17 protein-coding genes are annotated in these 18,388 nt (G+C 60.6%); 10 read left to right on the plus strand and 7 right to left on the minus strand.

The window, feature by feature from the left end:
- The first annotated feature begins 131 nt into the window (after positions 1-131).
- Positions 132-899, plus strand: coding sequence for an adenylate/guanylate cyclase domain-containing protein (locus GR198_RS13535; protein WP_029870599.1), 768 nt, complete (start codon positions 132-134; stop codon positions 897-899).
- Between the two features lie 165 nt (positions 900-1,064).
- Positions 1,065-1,517 (plus strand): DUF805 domain-containing protein, encoded by a 453-nt coding sequence (locus tag GR198_RS13540; protein ID WP_029870598.1) that lies wholly within the window; start codon positions 1,065-1,067, stop codon positions 1,515-1,517.
- Between the two features lie 97 nt (positions 1,518-1,614).
- Here the strand turns inward: GR198_RS13540 and GR198_RS13545 are convergent, their stop codons facing one another.
- From GR198_RS13545 to GR198_RS13560, 4 genes are all read right to left on the minus strand, one after another.
- Positions 1,615-1,992 (minus strand): hypothetical protein, encoded by a 378-nt coding sequence (locus tag GR198_RS13545; protein WP_029870597.1) that lies wholly within the window; start codon positions 1,990-1,992, stop codon positions 1,615-1,617.
- Positions 1,993-2,215: 223 nt separating this feature from the next.
- Entirely contained in the window at positions 2,216-2,605 is a 390-nt protein-coding gene (locus tag GR198_RS13550) for a hypothetical protein (protein ID WP_029870596.1), read from the minus strand.
- Positions 2,606-2,756: 151 nt separating this feature from the next.
- A complete protein-coding gene (locus GR198_RS13555) occupies positions 2,757-3,077 on the minus strand; it encodes a DUF982 domain-containing protein (RefSeq protein WP_172643790.1) in 321 nt (106 codons plus the stop codon).
- A gap of 190 nt (positions 3,078-3,267) precedes the next feature.
- Positions 3,268-3,609, minus strand: a complete 342-nt coding sequence (locus GR198_RS13560; RefSeq protein WP_029870595.1) for a hypothetical protein — start codon at positions 3,607-3,609, stop codon at positions 3,268-3,270.
- A 248-nt stretch (positions 3,610-3,857) separates the two neighbouring features.
- Here GR198_RS13560 and GR198_RS13565 point away from each other — a divergent pair, with 248 nt between their 5' ends.
- Positions 3,858-5,648 (plus strand): glycoside hydrolase family 15 protein, encoded by a 1,791-nt coding sequence (locus GR198_RS13565; protein WP_164069124.1) that lies wholly within the window; start codon positions 3,858-3,860, stop codon positions 5,646-5,648.
- Positions 5,649-5,742: 94 nt separating this feature from the next.
- Here GR198_RS13565 and GR198_RS13570 read toward each other — a convergent pair whose 3' ends face one another.
- On the minus strand, positions 5,743-6,183 hold the full coding sequence (locus tag GR198_RS13570) for a GNAT family N-acetyltransferase (RefSeq protein WP_029870593.1): 441 nt from the start codon (positions 6,181-6,183) through the stop codon (positions 5,743-5,745).
- Between the two features lie 244 nt (positions 6,184-6,427).
- Here GR198_RS13570 and GR198_RS13575 point away from each other — a divergent pair, with 244 nt between their 5' ends.
- The 4 genes from GR198_RS13575 to GR198_RS13590 all read left to right on the plus strand — a co-directional run bounded on the left by GR198_RS13575 (position 6,428) and on the right by GR198_RS13590 (position 14,123).
- Positions 6,428-6,955: a hypothetical protein gene (locus GR198_RS13575; RefSeq protein WP_029870592.1), complete on the plus strand. Its 528-nt coding sequence runs from the start codon at positions 6,428-6,430 to the stop codon at positions 6,953-6,955.
- A gap of 407 nt (positions 6,956-7,362) precedes the next feature.
- On the plus strand, positions 7,363-10,356 hold the full coding sequence (gene uvrB / locus GR198_RS13580; protein WP_029870591.1) for an excinuclease ABC subunit UvrB: 2,994 nt from the start codon (positions 7,363-7,365) through the stop codon (positions 10,354-10,356).
- A 203-nt stretch (positions 10,357-10,559) separates the two neighbouring features.
- Positions 10,560-10,946, plus strand: a complete 387-nt coding sequence (locus GR198_RS13585; RefSeq protein WP_026157400.1) for a GNAT family N-acetyltransferase — start codon at positions 10,560-10,562, stop codon at positions 10,944-10,946.
- Positions 10,947-11,327: 381 nt separating this feature from the next.
- The gene (locus GR198_RS13590; RefSeq protein ID WP_029870590.1) at positions 11,328-14,123 is read left to right on the plus strand and encodes a metal-binding protein; all 2,796 of its coding nucleotides are present in this window, start codon (positions 11,328-11,330) and stop codon (positions 14,121-14,123) included.
- 85 nt (positions 14,124-14,208) lie between these two features.
- On the opposite strand, the gene GR198_RS13595 is transcribed toward GR198_RS13590, so the two are convergent.
- A complete protein-coding gene (locus GR198_RS13595; RefSeq protein WP_029870589.1) occupies positions 14,209-14,520 on the minus strand; it encodes a putative quinol monooxygenase in 312 nt (103 codons plus the stop codon).
- A gap of 179 nt (positions 14,521-14,699) precedes the next feature.
- Here GR198_RS13595 and GR198_RS13600 point away from each other — a divergent pair, with 179 nt between their 5' ends.
- From GR198_RS13600 to dusA, 3 genes are all read left to right on the plus strand, one after another.
- Positions 14,700-15,167 carry a DUF3828 domain-containing protein gene (locus GR198_RS13600; RefSeq protein WP_029870588.1) on the plus strand — a complete coding sequence of 156 codons (468 nt, stop codon included), beginning with the start codon at positions 14,700-14,702 and terminating at the stop codon, positions 15,165-15,167.
- Between the two features lie 532 nt (positions 15,168-15,699).
- Entirely contained in the window at positions 15,700-15,912 is a 213-nt protein-coding gene (locus tag GR198_RS13605) for a cold-shock protein (RefSeq protein ID WP_003540801.1), read from the plus strand.
- Positions 15,913-16,097: 185 nt separating this feature from the next.
- A complete protein-coding gene (dusA, locus tag GR198_RS13610; RefSeq protein ID WP_029870587.1) occupies positions 16,098-17,099 on the plus strand; it encodes a tRNA dihydrouridine(20/20a) synthase DusA in 1,002 nt (333 codons plus the stop codon).
- A 38-nt stretch (positions 17,100-17,137) separates the two neighbouring features.
- Here the strand turns inward: dusA and GR198_RS13615 are convergent, their stop codons facing one another.
- Positions 17,138-18,094, minus strand: coding sequence for a S1C family serine protease (locus GR198_RS13615; protein ID WP_164069125.1), 957 nt, complete (start codon positions 18,092-18,094; stop codon positions 17,138-17,140).
- Positions 18,095-18,388: the final 294 nt, after the last annotated feature.

Consider the following 18,388-nt stretch of genomic DNA (forward strand, 5'->3'; position numbering starts at 1 on the left):
GACGTGTCCGATAAGGATGGGGCCGGACGAAATATTTCGAGCCATCGTCGCCCTCGACGGTCGGGAGAGTTGCCAAAAGCAGGCGAGTGTCGGAAGCTTGTTTTCAGCTATCAGGCGATGGATTGCGAGATATGACGACAGCCTCTTCCACGGAGCCAACCAGGCACGGCAGCGCCAGAATCTGTCGCGGCTGCTGGGACCAGATGCATATGCCGATCCCGATCGGCGGTCCGCTTGCCCTGCCCTTCCGCGCCCTCGGCATCACCCGCAGCAAGATGAACCCCGATATCTGCACGATCTGCGAACGTTCCTTCCAATATGTCAAGAAGCAGCGCCAGATCACCGTCGACGCCACCATCCTGTTTGCCGATATCAGGGGCTTCACGGATCTTTCGGAGCGCATCGAGGCGGTGCAGCTCAGCGAGATCGTCAGCCTGTTTCAGGATCGATGCGCGCAGGCGATCTGGGCGCATGACGGCATCGTCAACAAGCAGATGGGCGACGGCCTGATGGCGATCTTCAATTTTCCCATCGTCAGAAAGGATCACGCCGGCGCCGCGATCCTGGCCGCGCAGGAGATCCAGCAAAATTGCGCCGCCGCGCTGAACGGTCTGGCGCTCGAAGCATTGCCCGGCCGCACCCTCGGCGTTGGCGTCGGCATCCATTCCGGCGAGGTCCAGATCGGCGAATTCTCAAGCTTCCGCAGCGATTTCACCGCCATCGGCGGCGTCGTCAATCAGGCTGCAAGGCTTGAATCCCAGGCGGCAGCCGGCGAGATCCTGATCTCCTCCGAAACGGCGGCGAAGGCTGACGATCTCGCCGCAGGCGCCGAAACCCGCATGCTTGTGCTCAAGGGCATCGAGCAGCCGGTGCAGGCACGGGTGCTGGCCAAGCCCTGAACTGCCAGCGCGCTGCCAACCTCTTCCAAGCGTCTATACTGTCCTCAACATGGCAGCCGCCGTTTCTCACGCTGTGATTGCCGAACGTGTCAGATTGCAAGCCAATTAATCTTCCGGCAACGAACATTGCTTATCTCTATGCCATTCAAATCGTTGGGGTATCTCATGGGTAGTTTTTCTCTTTTTCACTGGCTGGTCGTCTTGATCCCGCTAACCTTGCCGTTGTTCTTCATTTTCAGAAACCCACCCGCCGGGCCGAACCGCTTCGGCGGCCTGCCGCAGGCAATGGGTTTCGGCCAAGCGATCAGCAGCTACTTCAAGAAATATGTGGATTTCACCGGCAGAGCCAGCCGATCGGAATTCTGGTTTTCGGCGGTCTTTGTCGCTCTCGTCAGCATCGCTTTGTACCTTGTTGATCGAACCGCAACATTGAACTTGATCTGGTCGCTGGCGACGTTTCTTCCCTCAATCGCCATGGCCGCTCGGCGTTTTCACGACATCAACCGAAGCGGATGGCACCAGCTTCTTGGGATTCTGTTTCCCATTGGAACGATTGCCGTCATCGTGTGGTATTGCAGAGCGCCGTCCGTGGATGACTCCAGAGCGTCCGTTTTCTGAGGATGGTGCGCCGGCGAGCGTGGGGATGGTTCTCACGGTTTGAGCAGGACGGCGGCCGGAAGGTGATCGCGAGGCTGCCAAGCGCCTCGCCTCTCTCTCAGTATTTCATGTTACGCAATTCGGGAAAATCATAGTAACGCAGCCGTTTGTCGTGGCAGCGATAGTCGTTCTTTTTCAGGTACAGTATCATGTTGTGTTGCAAGCCCAGGCCGATATAGGACCAGTTTGGGTAGGCACGTTCCGTCGTGCGCGTGCAATAAGCATATATCTGCTTTTCCGGATTAAGCAGAACCACGCTGGAAATCTCGGCCTTTACGAAGTTCCCCGGTTTAATGGTTCCCCGCAGAGCGTCGACGTACTCGCGTCGAACCGCGCTGGAAGGCGGCCGCTGGGAATCTAGAACGGACTGCGGCGCCGGAGTCTGGCAGCCAGCCAGTGCCAGCAGGACTGCGCAAGCAAGGAATTTGATTTTCATTCAGTTGGATCTCCCTCTATCAAAGTTGATGGACCGGGTTTCCCGAAGGCGATGGCTGAAAGCAGCAACCTCGCACCCTGTGCTACGAGGCTCCGCCCTGCGGGCTGCGCACCTCAGCATCAGGAAGGTCGCAGGATGCCGCGCCTCAACCACACCAAATGCCTGTCGCGCACCGCTCAACAAAGCCTTGAGCGGCGACGCGGCCGGCGCCCTCGCCCCTGCGTCAGGTCTTCATGCCGGTCAACTCAGGAAACGGGTAGTAGCGCAGCCGCTTGTCGCGGCAGCGATCATCATTCACCGTCGCGCCTAATATTTTGCCATCTGTGAAGGAGACGCCGAGGTAGGCCCAGTCTCCCCAGCCGCGCTTGGCCACCAAACGCACGCAGTAAGCATAGATCTTTTTCTCGGGCTCAAGCAGAACCACACTGGAAATGCGAGCCCATACGACTTCTCCTGCTTCGTGCCGATAACTTCTCTTGAACACGATATTGATGAAGTTCTGCCGGACGTCATTCGAGGGAGGACGCTGGGAATCCGCAACGGATTGCGACACGGGGGCGTTGCAGCCGGCCAGCATCAGCAGAGCGGCACAAGCAAAGACTTTCATTCTCATTCAGTTGAATCCCCAAAGAATCGGAACGCGGTAACGCTGCGTATTTCCTACAAACACAGCGGGAATAATATTTGCAATACATCAACGGAATATTGTGATGCTGGGGAATACCGGGCCGCGTGAAGACTGAATGTAGCCGGCGTCGCTCCTCCTATACTGGAGGGTTCACAACCGCGGCTTCGGCCCCGTCTTCATCATCGTGGAGCGACACGCCGGCTTCCAGCGCGGCCAGAATGAAAGCCTGCCGCACCGTCTCGGCCGGCATCCGTCCGGCAAGCCAGGCGCGGCAGAAATCGATCGCCCTCTGCTGGTGGACGCCGCCATTGACCGGCCAGTCAGAGACGAGTGCATAAAGCGCATCCTGCGGTGAGCGCAGAACCAGCCGCTCGCCGGTATCAAGGTCGATCGATATGGGGGTTTCCCAGAAGGCAGAATGGTCGCTAATGGCAGTTGCACCTGAAGCTGAAGTCACAGGAAACTAACTGCGGAAGGCCGATTTCGGTTCCGATACGAGGGTGCGGACGATCGCTGCGCTGCATTTCACGAATGTCGTCGGTCTTTGGGCGAAGAAACGACGGGTGGCGAATGGATATTGAAAGCGGGATCGCCGGCCAATGCCTCACTTTTGGCCGGGCCGATCTCGATGGTTGCCGCCCCGGCTGTCAGCTGGGCAGCTTGCAGCCCTTGCTCATTCCAGCGGACTGCATGGCCGAAACCTTGCCTTTGGACGCGGCAATTTCCCCTTCCTTGTCTCCCCCGGCGACGCTGCCGATGGGGACGCCGACGAGGAAGACACCGAAAGCATCGCCATTCGCTGCACTGATCTGCTGCTTGGAAAGGTCGTCGAGCTTGGCCTTCTCTTTCTTATGTTCCACGGCGAGCGCCGCGCAACTGAGGTTCGTATAGGCCGCCATCGGAATATCGACCTGGACGATGGCGTCAGGACGTTTGGCGCAGCCGGCCACTGCCGCGGCCGCCGCGAATGCAATGATTATCTTGTTCATGAATGGTCCCCAATTCCCGCAGCAGCTGTAACATCGGCGCGCGCAATGCGGGAGGCAGCAGAGCCTTCAACCACAGACTTTTATTTATCGACACTTTCCATTTCGGCTTGGCATTGCTGGCGATGCCCCCCATTGATATCCGGAGTTTGCATGATAGCCGGCACGCCTACCGCCCCGTTAGTTTCCGCGCTTGACCTCCGCGCACGGCCTCTACCTAAAAGTCCGACTGCTATGCAAAGGAGGCTCCGGTGTCGGTACCCATTGAGGACTACGCGCTCATCGGCGATTGCGAAACCGCCGCACTCGTCTCGAAGAACGGCTCGATCGACTGGCTCTGTTTTCCGCGCTTCGATTCCCCCGCCTGTTTTGCCGCCCTGCTCGGCGCTGAGGATAACGGCTTCTGGTCGCTGTCACCGTCAGGTGAAAATGTCCGCGTCACGCGCCGCTACCGCAACGACACGCTCATTCTCGAAACCGAGTTTCAGACCGAGACCGGCACCGCCGTTCTCATCGACTTCATGCCGCTTCGCGATGGCACCAGCGATCTGATGCGCATCGTCGAGGGCAAGAGCGGCACTGTCGCCTTCGATATGGAGCTCAACCTTCGCTTCGATTACGGCCGAACCGTTCCCTGGGTCACGCATGGCGAGGATGGCGGCATCACCGCCATTGCCGGCCCGGACAGGCTAACCCTGAATTGCGCCGTCCCGCTTGAAGGCCGCGGCCTGAGCACGGTCGGCTCCTTCCAGCTTGCCGCTGGCGAGAGCCAGATCTTCACCCTGACCTGGTCCCCCTCGCATATGCCGCAGCCGGCTCAGCGGCAGGTGGAATATGCGCTGCCGGACACGGAGGAATTCTGGTTATCCTTTGCCGCGAAATGCCCGAAAGTGGGCCGGTGGACAGAACAGGTCAAACGCTCGCTCATCACGCTCAAGGCACTGACCTACATGCCGACGGGCGGCATCGTCGCCGCGGCGACAACCTCCCTGCCGGAAAAGATCGGCGGGCCGCGCAACTGGGACTACCGCTATTGCTGGCTGCGCGACGCGACGCTGACCTTGCTCGCCCTGATGAAACTCGGCTATTACGAGGAAGCCAGTGCCTGGCGCAACTGGCTGCTGCGCGCGGTCGCCGGCGCCCCAGCGCAGATGCAGATCATGTATGGCGTCGCCGGCGAGCGCAATCTGCTGGAATGGCAGGTTCCCTGGCTGAGTGGCTACGAGGGCTCGACACCCGTACGCATCGGCAATGCCGCTGCCGAACAGGTGCAGCTCGATGTCTATGGCGAGGTGGCCGACGCCCTGCTGCAGGCCCGCAAGGGCGGGCTTCCGCCGCATCACCGCGGACGCGAACTGGCGGCGGCCATTCTGCCCTTTCTCGAAAAAATCTGGATGGAGCCCGATGAAGGCATCTGGGAGGTGCGCGGCCAGCGCCAGCATTTCACCTATTCGAAGGTCATGGCCTGGGTGGCCTTCGACCGCGCCGTCCAGATTGCCGAGGCAGACGGCGAGCCCGAGGCCGCCGCACGTTGGCGCACGCTCGCAGATCACATCCATGCCGAGGTTTGCGAGAAGGCTTTCGATCCCGAACTCGGCTGTTTCGTGCAGGCCTACGGCTCCAAGGCGCTTGATGCCAGCCTGCTGCATCTCGGCATGGTCGGCTTCATCCCGCCTGATGATCCGCGCTATGTCGCGACAGTCGAGGCGATCGAGCGCAAGCTGCTGCGCGATGGCCTGCTGCTGCGCTACGAGACGCAGGAGGTGGACGACGGCCTGCCGCCAGGCGAAGGCGCGTTCCTCGCCTGCAGCTTCTGGCTCGTCGACGCCCTCGGCATGATCGGCCGCCGCGATGATGCGCTGCGCCTGTTCGAGCGGCTGCTTTCTATCTGCAACGATGTCGGGCTTCTGGCGGAAGAATATGATTCCGCCGCCCGCCGCATGCTCGGCAACTTCCCGCAGGCCTTCAGCCATGTCGGGTTGATCAACAGTGCGTTGAACCTCGCGCGGCTCGAGGGGCCGGCGGACCAGCGTTCGGCTTGATGATATGCTCGGCTTGGTTATTGGGAGACCGGCGGGAGAACACCCGCCGCTGCCCAAGGCGAGGTTAGCGCCCTTAAGAGACACCACCCAGAGTTCAGCTCAGAACCGACTTGCGAAACTGGATGTAGCCCGAGCGCTCGGCGACTTTTTCATAAAGCGCGATCGCCGTGGCGTTATCCTCCTGCGTTTGCCAATACACGCGCGACGATCCAGCCGCAGCCGCTTGTTCACACACATGGGCGATCAGCGCCCGGCCATAACCTTTCCCGCGAACCGTCGGCGCGACAAATAAATCCTGTAGATAACAGGAATTGCTGAGACTCCAGGTCGAGGGATGGAAGATATAATGCACGAAGCCCACCGCTTCGCCGCCAGCCAGGGCTAGCGCACAGTGCATCGGTTCCCCTTCTTTCAACAGACGAGTCCAGGTGCGATCATGGACCCCGGCATCGAGTGTACTGCCATCGAAATTCTGATATTCCGTCCACAACGCTCGCCATTGCGCTTGGTCGTCGTCTTGCAACATGCGGATCATTGCGCTCCTCGCTCCCCTCATCATGCACCGATACGTTGCAGCGAGGCATGGCGCAAGCGCACTCTTGGCAGCCCGATCATCGACGGGAGAAGAGGGAGCAAGCCGCGATCTCAGTTATCCCACAGGATAGCGTTTCTCCGGCTTTTCCCGTTTTGGCGATCGTCCAAATTGTTAGCGTTGCGGCGGTATTCCCAATCTGTTTAACAATTTCTGTGTTGAACATTCGAGACAGGGACCAGCCTTCATGACCTATGGTCAGCGTTTAATTTGCAGCGTAGCTTTTGCCTTGACGGCGCTCTCAAGCGGCGCAGCTTGCGCGCAAACGCCGGACGATTTGCACGATTTCAAATTGGGTAGCTCGTTTGCCGATGCCCAGCGGAATGCGAACGAAAAAGGTTGGAAATTGAAGGAGCTTTCTTCCTTCCATCCCGATCTTTCTTCTTTCCTTCCGGGTCAATGGGTTGTGGAAGGGTCGAATCTCGGTCTTTTCGTATGCGACGACAAAATCGCCTCCATCCAACAGCACCGCGATGGCGGAGTTGATGACTTCGCATTGATCGTGCTAGGCTTTCGAACAAAATATGGCGAGCCGGCAACGACCATTGTGACATTCCCGTTTGGGGCGACGTGGATATCGAATATCGATGCCAGATTCGTTTCACCCTCGGGGGAAAGCGTCAACGTCCAGCTCAGCAGTACTGCCGGAAAGCTCGGCATTCATCTCAACTTCTTCAATGCGAATATGAGTTGCTCGACGGAAACCAAGCCTTGAGGGTGCACGACCGCTATTGGCGCAAAGGTGCACTGCCGGTAGGCAGGGGAGCAAGGCGCTGCCACATACCTCTTCTCCCCAGCGGGGAGAAGTGCCGGAGCGATAGCGAGGCGATGAGGGGGTGAGCGGCAGGGCCGCGAATGTCCTGAGCGCAAGCGAAGGGCAATAATGAGTGGCGTGCCGTGCGGCCCCCTCATCCGACCCTTCGGACCACATTCTCCCCGCTGGGGAGAAGAGGGAGCAAGCCGCCACCTCCGTTATCCATAGATAGCGTTTCTCACAGCTTCCTAGTTTGGCGCGCTGCCCGCCCGTGCCCAAAACTATTCACGCTTTCGAACGCACAATTCGTTTCCCTTTTGTACTCTTTCCCTCTTCACTTTCGCGCTGACTCTCTCCATATTCGCGCCATGGCCAAATCTCCGAAGAAATCCCCCGCCCCTGACGGTTTCGAGGAAGCCCCTCAATCGTCTTTTGAGGGAGCCCCCCTCTCAGGCTCGGTTGCCGATTGGGTGAAGCAGCTTGAGGCCGATGCCGAAACCTCGGGCGTCGAGACCCAGCGCCAGATCGCCTCTAAGGCCGGCAAGCACCGCAAGAAGGTGGAAATCGCCGCCAGGACGAAAACCAGCGACGGCGGCGTCAGCGCCTCGAAATCGGCCCGCGGCACCTCGATGGGCGGCTCGACCGATCCGAAGACGCGTGCAGCGGCTGGCCTCAATCCCGTTTCCGGCATGGATACCACACTGGAGGAGGCTTCGTCGCTGCAGGCCGGCACCGCCGTCACAGCGACCGTCGAGGCGCTGTCGGCGCTGATCGAGAGCGGCAATCCGCTTCACAAGAACGGCAAGATCTGGACGCCGCACCGCCCTGCCCGGCCGGACAAATCCGAAGGCGGCATCGCCATTCGCATGCAGTCGGATTACGAGCCGGCTGGCGACCAGCCGACCGCCATCCGCGATCTCGTCGAGGGGCTGGAGAATGGCGACCGCAGCCAGGTGCTGCTCGGGGTCACCGGCTCCGGCAAGACCTTCACCATGGCCAAGGTGATCGAGGCGACGCAGCGCCCGGCCGTCATCCTGGCGCCGAACAAGACGCTGGCCGCCCAGCTCTATTCCGAATTCAAGAACTTCTTCCCCGACAATGCGGTGGAATATTTCGTTTCCTACTACGATTATTACCAACCGGAAGCCTATGTGCCGCGCTCCGACACCTATATCGAGAAGGAAAGCTCGATCAACGAGCAGATCGACCGCATGCGCCACTCGGCGACGCGCTCGCTGCTCGAACGCGACGACTGCATCATCGTCGCCTCAGTCTCCTGCATCTACGGTATCGGCTCGGTCGAGACCTATACGGCGATGACCTTCCAGATGTCGGTCGGCGACCGGCTCGACCAGCGCCAGTTGCTGGCCGACCTCGTCGCCCAGCAATATAAACGCCGCGACATGGATTTCACCCGCGGTTCTTTCCGCGTGCGCGGCGACACGATCGAGCTCTTCCCCGCCCACTTGGAAGATGCCGCCTGGCGCATCTCGATGTTCGGTGACGAGATCGATGCCATCACCGAGTTCGACCCGCTCACCGGCCAGAAGGTCGGCGACCTGAAATCGGTGAAGATCTACGCCAATTCGCACTATGTCACCCCGCGCCCGACGCTGAACGGCGCCATCAAGTCGATCAAGGAGGAGCTCAGGCTCCGCCTCGCCGAGCTGGAAAAGGCCGGCCGCCTGCTGGAAGCCCAGCGCCTGGAGCAGCGCACCCGCTACGATATCGAAATGCTCGAAGCGACCGGCTCCTGCCAGGGCATCGAGAACTATTCGCGCTACCTCACCGGCCGCGACCCCGGCGATCCGCCGCCGACGCTGTTCGAATATATCCCCGACAACGCCCTCGTCTTCATCGACGAAAGCCACGTCACCGTGCCGCAGATCGGCGGCATGTACCGGGGCGACTTCAGGCGCAAGGCGACGCTGGCCGAATACGGCTTCCGCCTGCCCTCCTGCATGGACAACCGGCCGCTACGCTTCGAGGAATGGGACGCCATGCGCCCCGACACCATCGCGGTTTCGGCCACGCCCGGCGGCTGGGAGATGGAACAATCAGGCGGCGTCTTCGCCGAACAGGTGATCCGCCCGACCGGCCTGATCGACCCGCCGGTCGAGGTCCGCTCGGCCCGCAGCCAGGTCGACGACGTGCTCGGCGAGATCCGCGAGACCGCCGCCAAGGGCTATCGCACCCTCTGCACCGTGCTGACCAAGCGCATGGCCGAGGACCTGACCGAATATCTGCATGAGCAGGGCGTGCGCGTCCGCTACATGCACTCCGATATCGACACGCTGGAGCGCATCGAGATCCTCCGCGATCTCCGCCTCGGCGCCTTCGACGTGCTGGTCGGCATCAACCTTCTGCGCGAAGGCCTCGACATTCCCGAATGCGGCTTCGTCGCCATCCTCGACGCCGACAAGGAAGGCTTCCTGCGCTCGGAGACTTCGCTGATCCAGACGATCGGCCGCGCAGCGCGTAACGTCGACGGCAAGGTCATCCTCTATGCCGACCAGGTCACCGGCTCGATGAAGCGGGCGATGGAGGAAACCAGCCGCCGCCGCGAAAAGCAGATGATCTATAACCAGGAACACGGTATCACGCCGGAATCGGTCAAGGCCAGGATCAACGACATCCTCGACAGCGTCTACGAACGCGACCACGTCCGCGCCGATATCTCGGGCGTCTCTGGCAAAGGCTTCGCCGATGGCGGCAACCTCGTCGGCAACAACCTGCAGACCCATCTCAACGCCCTCGAAAAGAGCATGCGCGACGCCGCCGCCGACCTCGACTTCGAAAAAGCCGCCCGCCTCCGCGACGAAATCAAACGCCTCAAAGCCGTGGAACTCGCCGCCATGGACGACCCGATGGCCCGCGAGGAAGCGAAGGCGATGGAAGGCGTCAGACGGAACGCCAAAGCGACCCGCGAGTCCCTTCTCCCAGCCGGCGAGAAGGTGCCCGGCAGGGCGGATGAGGGGCCCACCCCCTCCTACTTCGCCAAACCCTCGATCGACGACATGGGCCCAGGCACCGACACCACCACCCCCCTCTTCCGCAAACCCGCTCTGGATGAGATGGGCCGCGACATTGCCGAGCCCACAAAGAAGACCCTCTTCCGCAAGAACGACCTCGATGAAATGACGGTCGGCCGAACCGAAAAGCCGGTCACCGGCGCACTGCCGGAAAAGCCGGATGCCGCCAAAAGCACGAAGCGGTTTTCACCGCTGCTCGAAGGCCAGCCGGAGCGTGATGACGTGCGGCCGGTCGTGCGTGGGAAGACGGGCGTGGGGAGCTATGAGGACCCGGGCGAGCAGAAGCGCAAGGGGCGGACGAAGGGGAAGACTGGGCGGCCGGGGCGGTAACGACAAACCGGCCAACCAGGCGGCCTGGTTTAAGATGGTTTGTGTGTCGCTGGGTCAGCCGCGCCTTTCGTAATCGGCGCGGTTGACGAATCTCGGATGCTAACACCATGGGTGCGTGTCTAGGCAATCGCTTTGGAGACACCATGGGCGATTTTATGGATCAGCCTTTCTGGCTTGCAGCGTGTCCACAGACGGAATTCCCCATGCCAGAAATTTGCATCGACCCCTTCCCCTCCGCCGCCGAACTGAACGCGCTCTTTTCCGCCGCCTGGGGCAGCCCGCACAACCGCGATTTCACCCCCATCCTCTCCCGCAGCCTCGCCCATATCGGCGCCTATCAGGACGACCGGCTCGTCGGCTTCGTCAATGTCGCCTGGGATGGCGGCATCCATGCCTTCATCCTCGACACCTCGGTTCACCCTGACATGCGCCGGCAGGGGATCGCGACGCGGCTGGTCAGGGAAGCGACGCGGGTTGCGGGGGAGCGCGGCGCCGAGTGGCTGCATGTCGATTTCGAACCGCATCTGACCAGCTTCTACCGCGCCTGTGGATTCAGGCCGACGAAGGCAGGACTCATCAAGCTCGTGTAGTTCTTCCGCGCGGGAAGTCTGAACAAGTCGAAGCCAAACACCAACCTGCGATAGTGACGCGAATGGTCGCGCGGCGCAGCGCTACCGACAAACCCGCTGAAAACACAATTTTCGCGAGAGCATCCCGCCCGAAAATGAAAGATAATACTATTTACGAAACCAAACCATGACTTTGAGTTCTCAAATTAAAATTCGTTTCCCCAGTATTTCATCCTTAGTTTTTCATTAAAAAAGCAATGAAAAGACACAATTTTGCATTGAAAACTTAATCAGGGATTGGCATAGATCCCCGAGGGGTTGTCGTCCGCCGAGCAATAAAACAGTTTTTTCGGGGATGTCTCATATTGCCGAGTACAACGCATCTTTTGGGGAAAGATATATATGGCCTTGAATATTCTGGACACGAACGGCGCCACAGCTACCAAGACCGGCGCTGAGTTCGAAGCTTACGATGTTATCCGCGACTCTGAAACCAGCCCTTCCGCACCTGTCTCTCTCACTGTTTCCGATTCCTCGGCGGCAGATCTGGCCGACGAGTTGGGCTTGGTATCGGCGAACGTGACGGTATCGAGCGGCGGCAGCACGGTCACGACGGGCGCCGGCAACGACAACATCTCAGGCGGCGAAGGCGCGGACACGCTGAGCGGCGGCGGCGGCGACGATACGATCTACGGCAACGCCGGCAACGACAAACTGATCGGCGGTGACGGCAACGACAGGATCACTGATGGTGGTTTTGGCTTTGTGCTCGGACCTGATGGCAGCCTCCAGTCAGAAATCGTCGACATTGACGGCGGCGACGGCGACGATTTGATAACCATTGAGAGATTCGCTCCACTGATATCGGGAACGATCGATGGCGGTGCCGGGATCGATACGTTGCGTGCCTCGGCGCTCCGGGGCCTGACGATCAAGAACGTCGAAGTGCTTGAATTGGCAGATTTTCGGGTTAGCGGTTCGAGTGCACAGTTCGAAAGCTTTGATAAGATCGCCAGATCGACCGATCCAGTCTTCAATTTTGACCCCTCACTGGTAGTGACGGATAGCGCCCACCTCGATCTTTCCGACGAACTGGGAGATCTCGGGACCCTTGTCCGCGGCTTCTCCGGCATTGACGTCAAAACCGGCGACGGCAATGATGAGTTTGCGGGCAGCGACGTCAACGACATTTTCGACGGCAGCGGCGGCAGCGACCTCATCAATGGCAACGACGGCAATGACAAATTGACCGGCGGCGACGGCAACGACACCATCAATGGCGGCGCCGGCATCGACACGGCGGCATTCGCCGGCAATTTTGCCGAATATTCCTTCGAGATCGACAATGGCAGCCGTGTCGTGACGAGCGCGCTGGAAGGCACGGATAGGCTGACAGACGTCGAATTCGCGCGCTTTGCCGATGGCGTTTACGACTTCGCGACGGAAACCTTCACGCTCAACAGCACCGAGCCGGGTACTCCGCTGAATATCCTGGACACAAACGGCGCCACAATTACCAAGACCGGCGCTGAGTTCGAAGCTTACGACGTCATCCGCGACTCCGAAATCAATCCTCTCGTCGCGGTCAATCTGGTCGTCTCGGATTCCGGGGCGGTGGACCTTGCCGACGAACTGGGCTCCGGCTCCGCAAATGTGACGGGCTCAAGTGGCGATAATGCGATCACGACAGGCGCAGGCAACGATAACATCAATGGCGGTGACGGCGCAGACACGCTGAACGGCGGCGCCGGAAACGATCTGATCCAGGGCGGAAATGGCAATGACACGCTGAATGGCGGTGACGGCAACGACCACATATCCGGCGACCTTGGAAACGACGTTATCAGAGGCGGCGCGGGTAACGATACGATCTCCGATGGTGAGCTTTTTGGCCTTGCCTCTGAAGTGGTTGATATCGATGCAGGCGACGGTAACGATGCCATAACTCTTGAGACATTCGCCCCAATGAATTCCGGAACGATCGATGGCGGCGCCGGGATCGATACGCTGCAGATAAGCTCGCTCCAGGGCCTGACGATCAAGAACGTCGAGATTCTTGAAACGGCCGGATGGTCGGTTGCCGGATCGAGCGCGCAGCTCGAAAGCTTCGACAAGATCGTTTGGTCGACCGATCCCTTCGGCGATTTTCGCGCCTCAGTGGCACTGACGGACAGCGCCCACCTCGATCTCTCCGACGAGCTGGGAGATCTCGGATCATTCATCGACGGCCACGCCTTCGGCATTGACGTCAAGACCGGCAGCGGCGACGACGAGTTCACAGGCACCGACGGCAACGATATTTTCGACGGCAACGGCGGCAACGATATCCTCAATGGCAATGCCGGCAATGACAAATTGACCGGTGGCGCCGGCGACGACACCATCAATGGCGGCGACGGCATCGATACGGCAATATTCTCCGGCAATTTCGCCAATTATTCCTTCGCATTGAATAATGGCGATCACATCCTGACGAGCGCCGGGGAAGGGACGGATACGCTGACAGACGTCGAATTGGCGCGCTTTGCCGACGGCGTCTACGATTTCGCCACGGAAACTTTTACGCCTAAGGGCAATGCCGCGCCGACCAATATCCAGCTTTCGAAGACCGCCCTCTCAGAGGACACGCCGATCTGGACCACGGTTGGCCTGCTCAGCGCCAAGGACGCCGATGGCGACGCGCTCACCTATACGCTGATCGACGGAGCGAACGATCACTTCCGGATAAAGGGCGACCGCATCGTCACTTCGAAGGCGCTGGACTACGAGACGGACAAGTCGCACACGATCAAGGTGGCCGTCTCCGATGGCACGGTCACGGTCGAAAAGGAAATCACGATCAATGTCCTCGACGTCAACGAAGCCCCCGTCAACAAGGCGCCGACCAATCTCGCCTTCTCGCGCAGCTCGGTCTCCGAGAATATCGTGATCGGGACCTCGGTCGGCCTTCTCTTGGCGCGCGATCCGGAAGGCGGCACGGTAAAATGGCGGCTGACGGACGATGCTGACGGCATCTTCAAGCTCGTAGGCAACAAGATCCAGACGAAGGCGGCGATCGACTACGAAAGCACCCACAGCCTGACCTTCACCGCCGAAGCCTACGACGCGGCCGGAAACGTCACCAGCCACGATTTCACGCTCGCCGTGAAGGACGTCTTCGAGCCGTCGTTTGCGCTGTCGCATGAGGCATTGATCTAGCCGCGACAGAATTGCCGGGCACCGAGGTGGGACTTGCAGTCGTGCAAGCCCCAGCGATGGGTGGCCGCGCGAAATCAGGCACGCATCAGTCAAATCGCTCGTCGATATGCTCCACCTGAGCGGAAATCACATTGTCGATAACGACATGCGACAGCAGCGTCGGGCCGACGGCCCATAACTCGCGCATGTGGTCCGTATCCTCGTGCCGGCGATGCGCTTCCTCGCTGGTGAAGGCCTCGGCCAACAGGATCTTGTCGGGCTGCTCGGGCATCGGTACCAGCTCGATATAGAGACAATCCGGGTCGAGCCGGCTCTGTTCGAGATGGTTCTGAGCCGCGGCCAGATAGGCATGGCGCTTTCCAGGCTTGGTCATGAAGAATCCGACGATGCATTTCATCTCACCCTCCCCAGCTTGCTTTGGAAGTCTCGCCCGGGCGCCTGTCACAAGCAAGTGCGGAGCACTGTCATTGGAATACGGCCGATGGCCGCGCCAAACCTGATAACCCTTCCAAAAATGCCGCTCCACCTCCGCACCTGATTCCGCTATGGTTCACCGCTCATCCGAGGAGAGCCCGCATGCGCCTGCCCACATTCATCCTCGCCCTCGCCGTGTCGGCAGTCGCAGCCTTGCCGGCATTGGCGCAGACCTACAAGACGCCGCAGGCGCTGCTCAAGGCGCTCTATAGCTACGACACCGACAACAGCGACGCCGAGGCGCCCTCGCCCTATTCGACTTTCTTCTCCGACCACCTGAATGAGCTCCTTCAGACCGATCTTGACAACACACCGGAGGGCGATGTCGGCGCGATCGACTTCGATCCCGTCATCGCGGGTCAGGACGGCGCCGCCAGCGACGTCAGGATCGGCCAACCGATCCTGCTGGATGACAAAGCCGAGGTGGAAGTGGAATTCGAAAACGGCGAAGAGGTGACACTCTTCTACACCCTGGTGCGCGAACACGGCGGCTGGAAGGTCGACGACATCGCGAACCAGAAGGGGGATAATCCGTGGAGCTTGAGCGCGTTGCTGGGTGATGCGCGTTAGGTAGGCGGCCCAACCACCCGCCGTCGCGGTTCCCTGCGTTTGCCACCGATTTCACTGGATCAATTGCTCCGTTCCTCCCCCACCATGAAGACTGATCGGTGTGCCCTGCCGCCCGACCGGCCCCGAACAAATCCCTGCCCGACTATCGAATCCGCCTGTCATCCCGTTTCGGCACGGAATCCCGATATGGCACAGCCGTGCAAGAATCCGTTAACCCACCGTCAAGTATCTGAATCTTCGGCATTTCCCGGTATCGATGCGGGCGTGCCACAATAATCCCGCTTGCTTTTTGCCCGAAATGCTGGCACGAATTGACTTACTCGGGCATTTGCATGCCGGTGACTGGACTGATGTGGTAATCCCTTCCGTTTGGAAGGCGGCGCGGGACTACCCGCCTACGTAGACGTTCTTTCCCCGTACGTGACTTCTCCGACTGACCCTTCGTCCCAATCGATCGGGGCGAAAGCTAAAGCCGTCCGCTTCCTCTCGGGGGCGCGGATACTACACAGACTAAGGGAAAAGGACGATCCCAATGGCCACCAAGGGCACCGTAAAATTCTTCAACCAGGACAAGGGTTTTGGTTTCATCACGCCGGACGGCGGCGCAAAGGACGTTTTCGTCCATATCTCTGCGCTGCAGGCTTCTGGCATCCAGTCGCTGCGCGAAGGCCAGCAGGTTACCTTCGACACCGAGCCGGACCGCATGGGCAAGGGCCCGAAGGCCGTCAACATCTCGGCTTCGTAAGTCAGACATCGCTTCGGCGGCATGAACGGCGCTCCGCAAGGGGCGCCGTTTCTGTTTGTGGTGATCGGCGGTCATTTGTCGATCGCATTGGCAAGTGTTATATGCGCGCTTTATGGATGCCCGCCCGATGCGGCGGTGACGGCGCCCGCGCTGCGGCCCCGGTAACAAGGAACAATGGAACGTCGATGACGCAGAAGAGGCCGATTTTTGCGGTCGCCCCGATGATCGATTGGACGGATCGGCATTGCCGCTATTTCCACCGGCAGATCAGCCGCGAGGCGCTGCTCTATACCGAGATGGTGGTGGCCGATGCGATCATCCACGGCCCGCGCGACCGGCTGCTCGGTCATGACGCCGCCGAGCATCCGCTGGCGCTGCAACTCGGCGGATCGGACCCGGCAAAGCTTGCCGAGGCGGTGAAAATCGCCGAACCCTACGGTTATGACGAGATCAACCTCAACGTCGGCTGCCCCTCCGACCGTGTGCAGTCGGGCACCTTCGGCGCCTGCCTGATGTTGACGCCGGAAACGGTGGGCGAATGCATCGCGGCAATGAAGAGGGTTGCGACCGCGCCGGTAACGGTGAAATGCCGGATCGGCGTCGACGAGCAGGAGCCGGAACAGGCGCTGCCCGAGCTGATCAGCCGCGTTCTCGATGCCGGCGCCGACGCGATCTGGATCCATGCCCGCAAGGCATGGCTGAAGGGTCTGAGCCCCAAAGAAAACCGCGAGATCCCGCCGCTCGACTACGAGATCGTCTATCGGATGAAGCAGCGCTGGCCCGATGTCTTCATCGGCATCAACGGCGGTATCCGCACGCTCGACGAAGCCGCCGTCCATCTCGAACATGTCGACGGCGTCATGCTTGGCCGCGCCGCCTACCAGAATGCCGCGATCCTTGCCGACATCGACCAGCGCTTCTTTGGTGCGCCTGCGGCCGAACCGGATTGGGCGGCGCTCTGTAACCGGATGATGGCCTATGCCGAGCGCCACATCGCCGGCGGCGGCCGGCTACAGCACGTGGCCCGCCACATGGTCGGTCTCTTCACCGGCTTGCCCGGCGCCCGCCGCTACCGTCAGATCCTCTCAACCGATGCGGCAAAAACCGGCGCCGGGCCGGAAGTGTTGGCGGCGGCCTTTGCGGCAGTGGATTTCTCGGGGACGGATCAGGAAGCAGTCAGCGCCTGACGTGAGGTGATGCCTAGTCATGGCGCTGAGGTGAAGCGTCAGGACCGGGCCATCGGCAGCAAGATCTTCTTCTCGACCCGGCCCGCCACTGAGAACACCAGGATCTCCGTATCCCTGCCGATCCTGCTGCCATCCATCAATCGGGCGATATCATCGACGCCGCCAACCGGGCTGCCGTCGATGGCGAGAATATAATCGCCCTCCTGCAGCCCTCCCTTCGCCGCCGGCCCATCGGCTTCGACGCGGCGGATGCGCACGGAGGTCGTCTGCACCGTGCCGGCCGCAAGTGCCACCCGGCGGGGCAGCACGATCGTGTCGCCTGCTATGCCGATGAAAGCGCGCCGGACCTGGCCGTAGCGCAGAATCTCCGAAACCACGAAATTGGCCGTATTCGACGCCACGGCAAAGGCGATGCTCTGCGCGCCCTGGATGACGGCGGTGTTGACGCCAATGACCTCCCCGCCCGAAGACACCAGCGGCCCGCCGGAGTTGCCGGGATTGAGCGCCGCATCGGTCTGGATGACATCTTCCATCGGCCGGCCGCTGGCCGCCCGCATCGACCGGCCGAGCGCCGAGACGATACCGGCGGTAACAGTCCATTCGAAGCCGAGCGGGTTTCCGATCGCGATTGCGATATGCCCCCTGCGCAAGTGTTGAGAGTCTCCGAGCTTCGCCCAGGCGCCGGTGCTTGTATTGGCGCGAATGAGGGCGATATCCGTATCGACATCGCGACCCAACACCCGGCCCTCAGTGACGAAGCCGTCAGGCGTGGTGATGCGAACGACCTTGGCGTCATCGACGACATGGTTGTTGGTGATGATCAGGCCATCAGGCGAGACGGCGAAGCCGGACCCGTGCCCCTGCCGGCCTCCCACCCTCTCGATCCGGCTGACCGCCGGCCCGACGATGTCGACTGCTGCTGCGATCGATTGCGAATAGGCATCGATCAGCGCGCCATCATTCTGAGGCGCTATGTCCTTATCCATGTAACCCATTATTTGATCCCCAGGCGGCAATAACGGCCGTCCCGCCGCCGGCGAAGCCGTCGCGGTTGCGACGGTCCGCCATGGCGCTGTTGTATGAGGATTAGATGGTTGGGCGATGAACCGCGTTCAAGTGAGCGCCGACAGCGGCATGCACGCGGCGGCAGAACGGGAACACACCTACCCCGGACAGATATATTGAACTACCCGGACGGATATATTGAACGAATATTAAAAAAATGGCTCATTACAGACGTTCGTCTCGCCCATGACGAACTAGCCTGAGGTGGCCGACAGCCGAGATAC

The organism is Rhizobium leguminosarum, assembly GCF_010668065.1.
GTDB lineage: Bacteria > Pseudomonadota > Alphaproteobacteria > Rhizobiales > Rhizobiaceae > Rhizobium > Rhizobium leguminosarum_S.

Bases quoted from the DNA above. Each gene is read 5' to 3' on its own strand.
- GR198_RS13535 (WP_029870599.1), top strand. From the start codon at position 132: ATGACGACAGCCTCTTCCACGGAGCCAACCAGGCACGGCAGCGCCAGA.
- GR198_RS13540 (WP_029870598.1), top strand. From the start codon at position 1,065: ATGGGTAGTTTTTCTCTTTTTCACTGGCTGGTCGTCTTGATCCCGCTA.
- GR198_RS13545 (WP_029870597.1), bottom strand. From the start codon at position 1,992: ATGAAAATCAAATTCCTTGCTTGCGCAGTCCTGCTGGCACTGGCTGGC.
- GR198_RS13550 (WP_029870596.1), bottom strand. From the start codon at position 2,605: ATGAGAATGAAAGTCTTTGCTTGTGCCGCTCTGCTGATGCTGGCCGGC.
- GR198_RS13560 (WP_029870595.1), bottom strand. From the start codon at position 3,609: ATGAACAAGATAATCATTGCATTCGCGGCGGCCGCGGCAGTGGCCGGC.
- GR198_RS13570 (WP_029870593.1), bottom strand. From the start codon at position 6,183: ATGATCCGCATGTTGCAAGACGACGACCAAGCGCAATGGCGAGCGTTG.
- GR198_RS13575 (WP_029870592.1), top strand. From the start codon at position 6,428: ATGACCTATGGTCAGCGTTTAATTTGCAGCGTAGCTTTTGCCTTGACG.
- uvrB (WP_029870591.1), top strand. From the start codon at position 7,363: ATGGCCAAATCTCCGAAGAAATCCCCCGCCCCTGACGGTTTCGAGGAA.
- GR198_RS13585 (WP_026157400.1), top strand. From the start codon at position 10,560: ATGCCAGAAATTTGCATCGACCCCTTCCCCTCCGCCGCCGAACTGAAC.
- GR198_RS13590 (WP_029870590.1), top strand. From the start codon at position 11,328: ATGGCCTTGAATATTCTGGACACGAACGGCGCCACAGCTACCAAGACC.
- GR198_RS13595 (WP_029870589.1), bottom strand. From the start codon at position 14,520: ATGAAATGCATCGTCGGATTCTTCATGACCAAGCCTGGAAAGCGCCAT.
- GR198_RS13600 (WP_029870588.1), top strand. From the start codon at position 14,700: ATGCGCCTGCCCACATTCATCCTCGCCCTCGCCGTGTCGGCAGTCGCA.
- GR198_RS13605 (WP_003540801.1), top strand. From the start codon at position 15,700: ATGGCCACCAAGGGCACCGTAAAATTCTTCAACCAGGACAAGGGTTTT.
- dusA (WP_029870587.1), top strand. From the start codon at position 16,098: ATGACGCAGAAGAGGCCGATTTTTGCGGTCGCCCCGATGATCGATTGG.
- GR198_RS13615 (WP_164069125.1), bottom strand. From the start codon at position 18,094: ATGGGTTACATGGATAAGGACATAGCGCCTCAGAATGATGGCGCGCTG.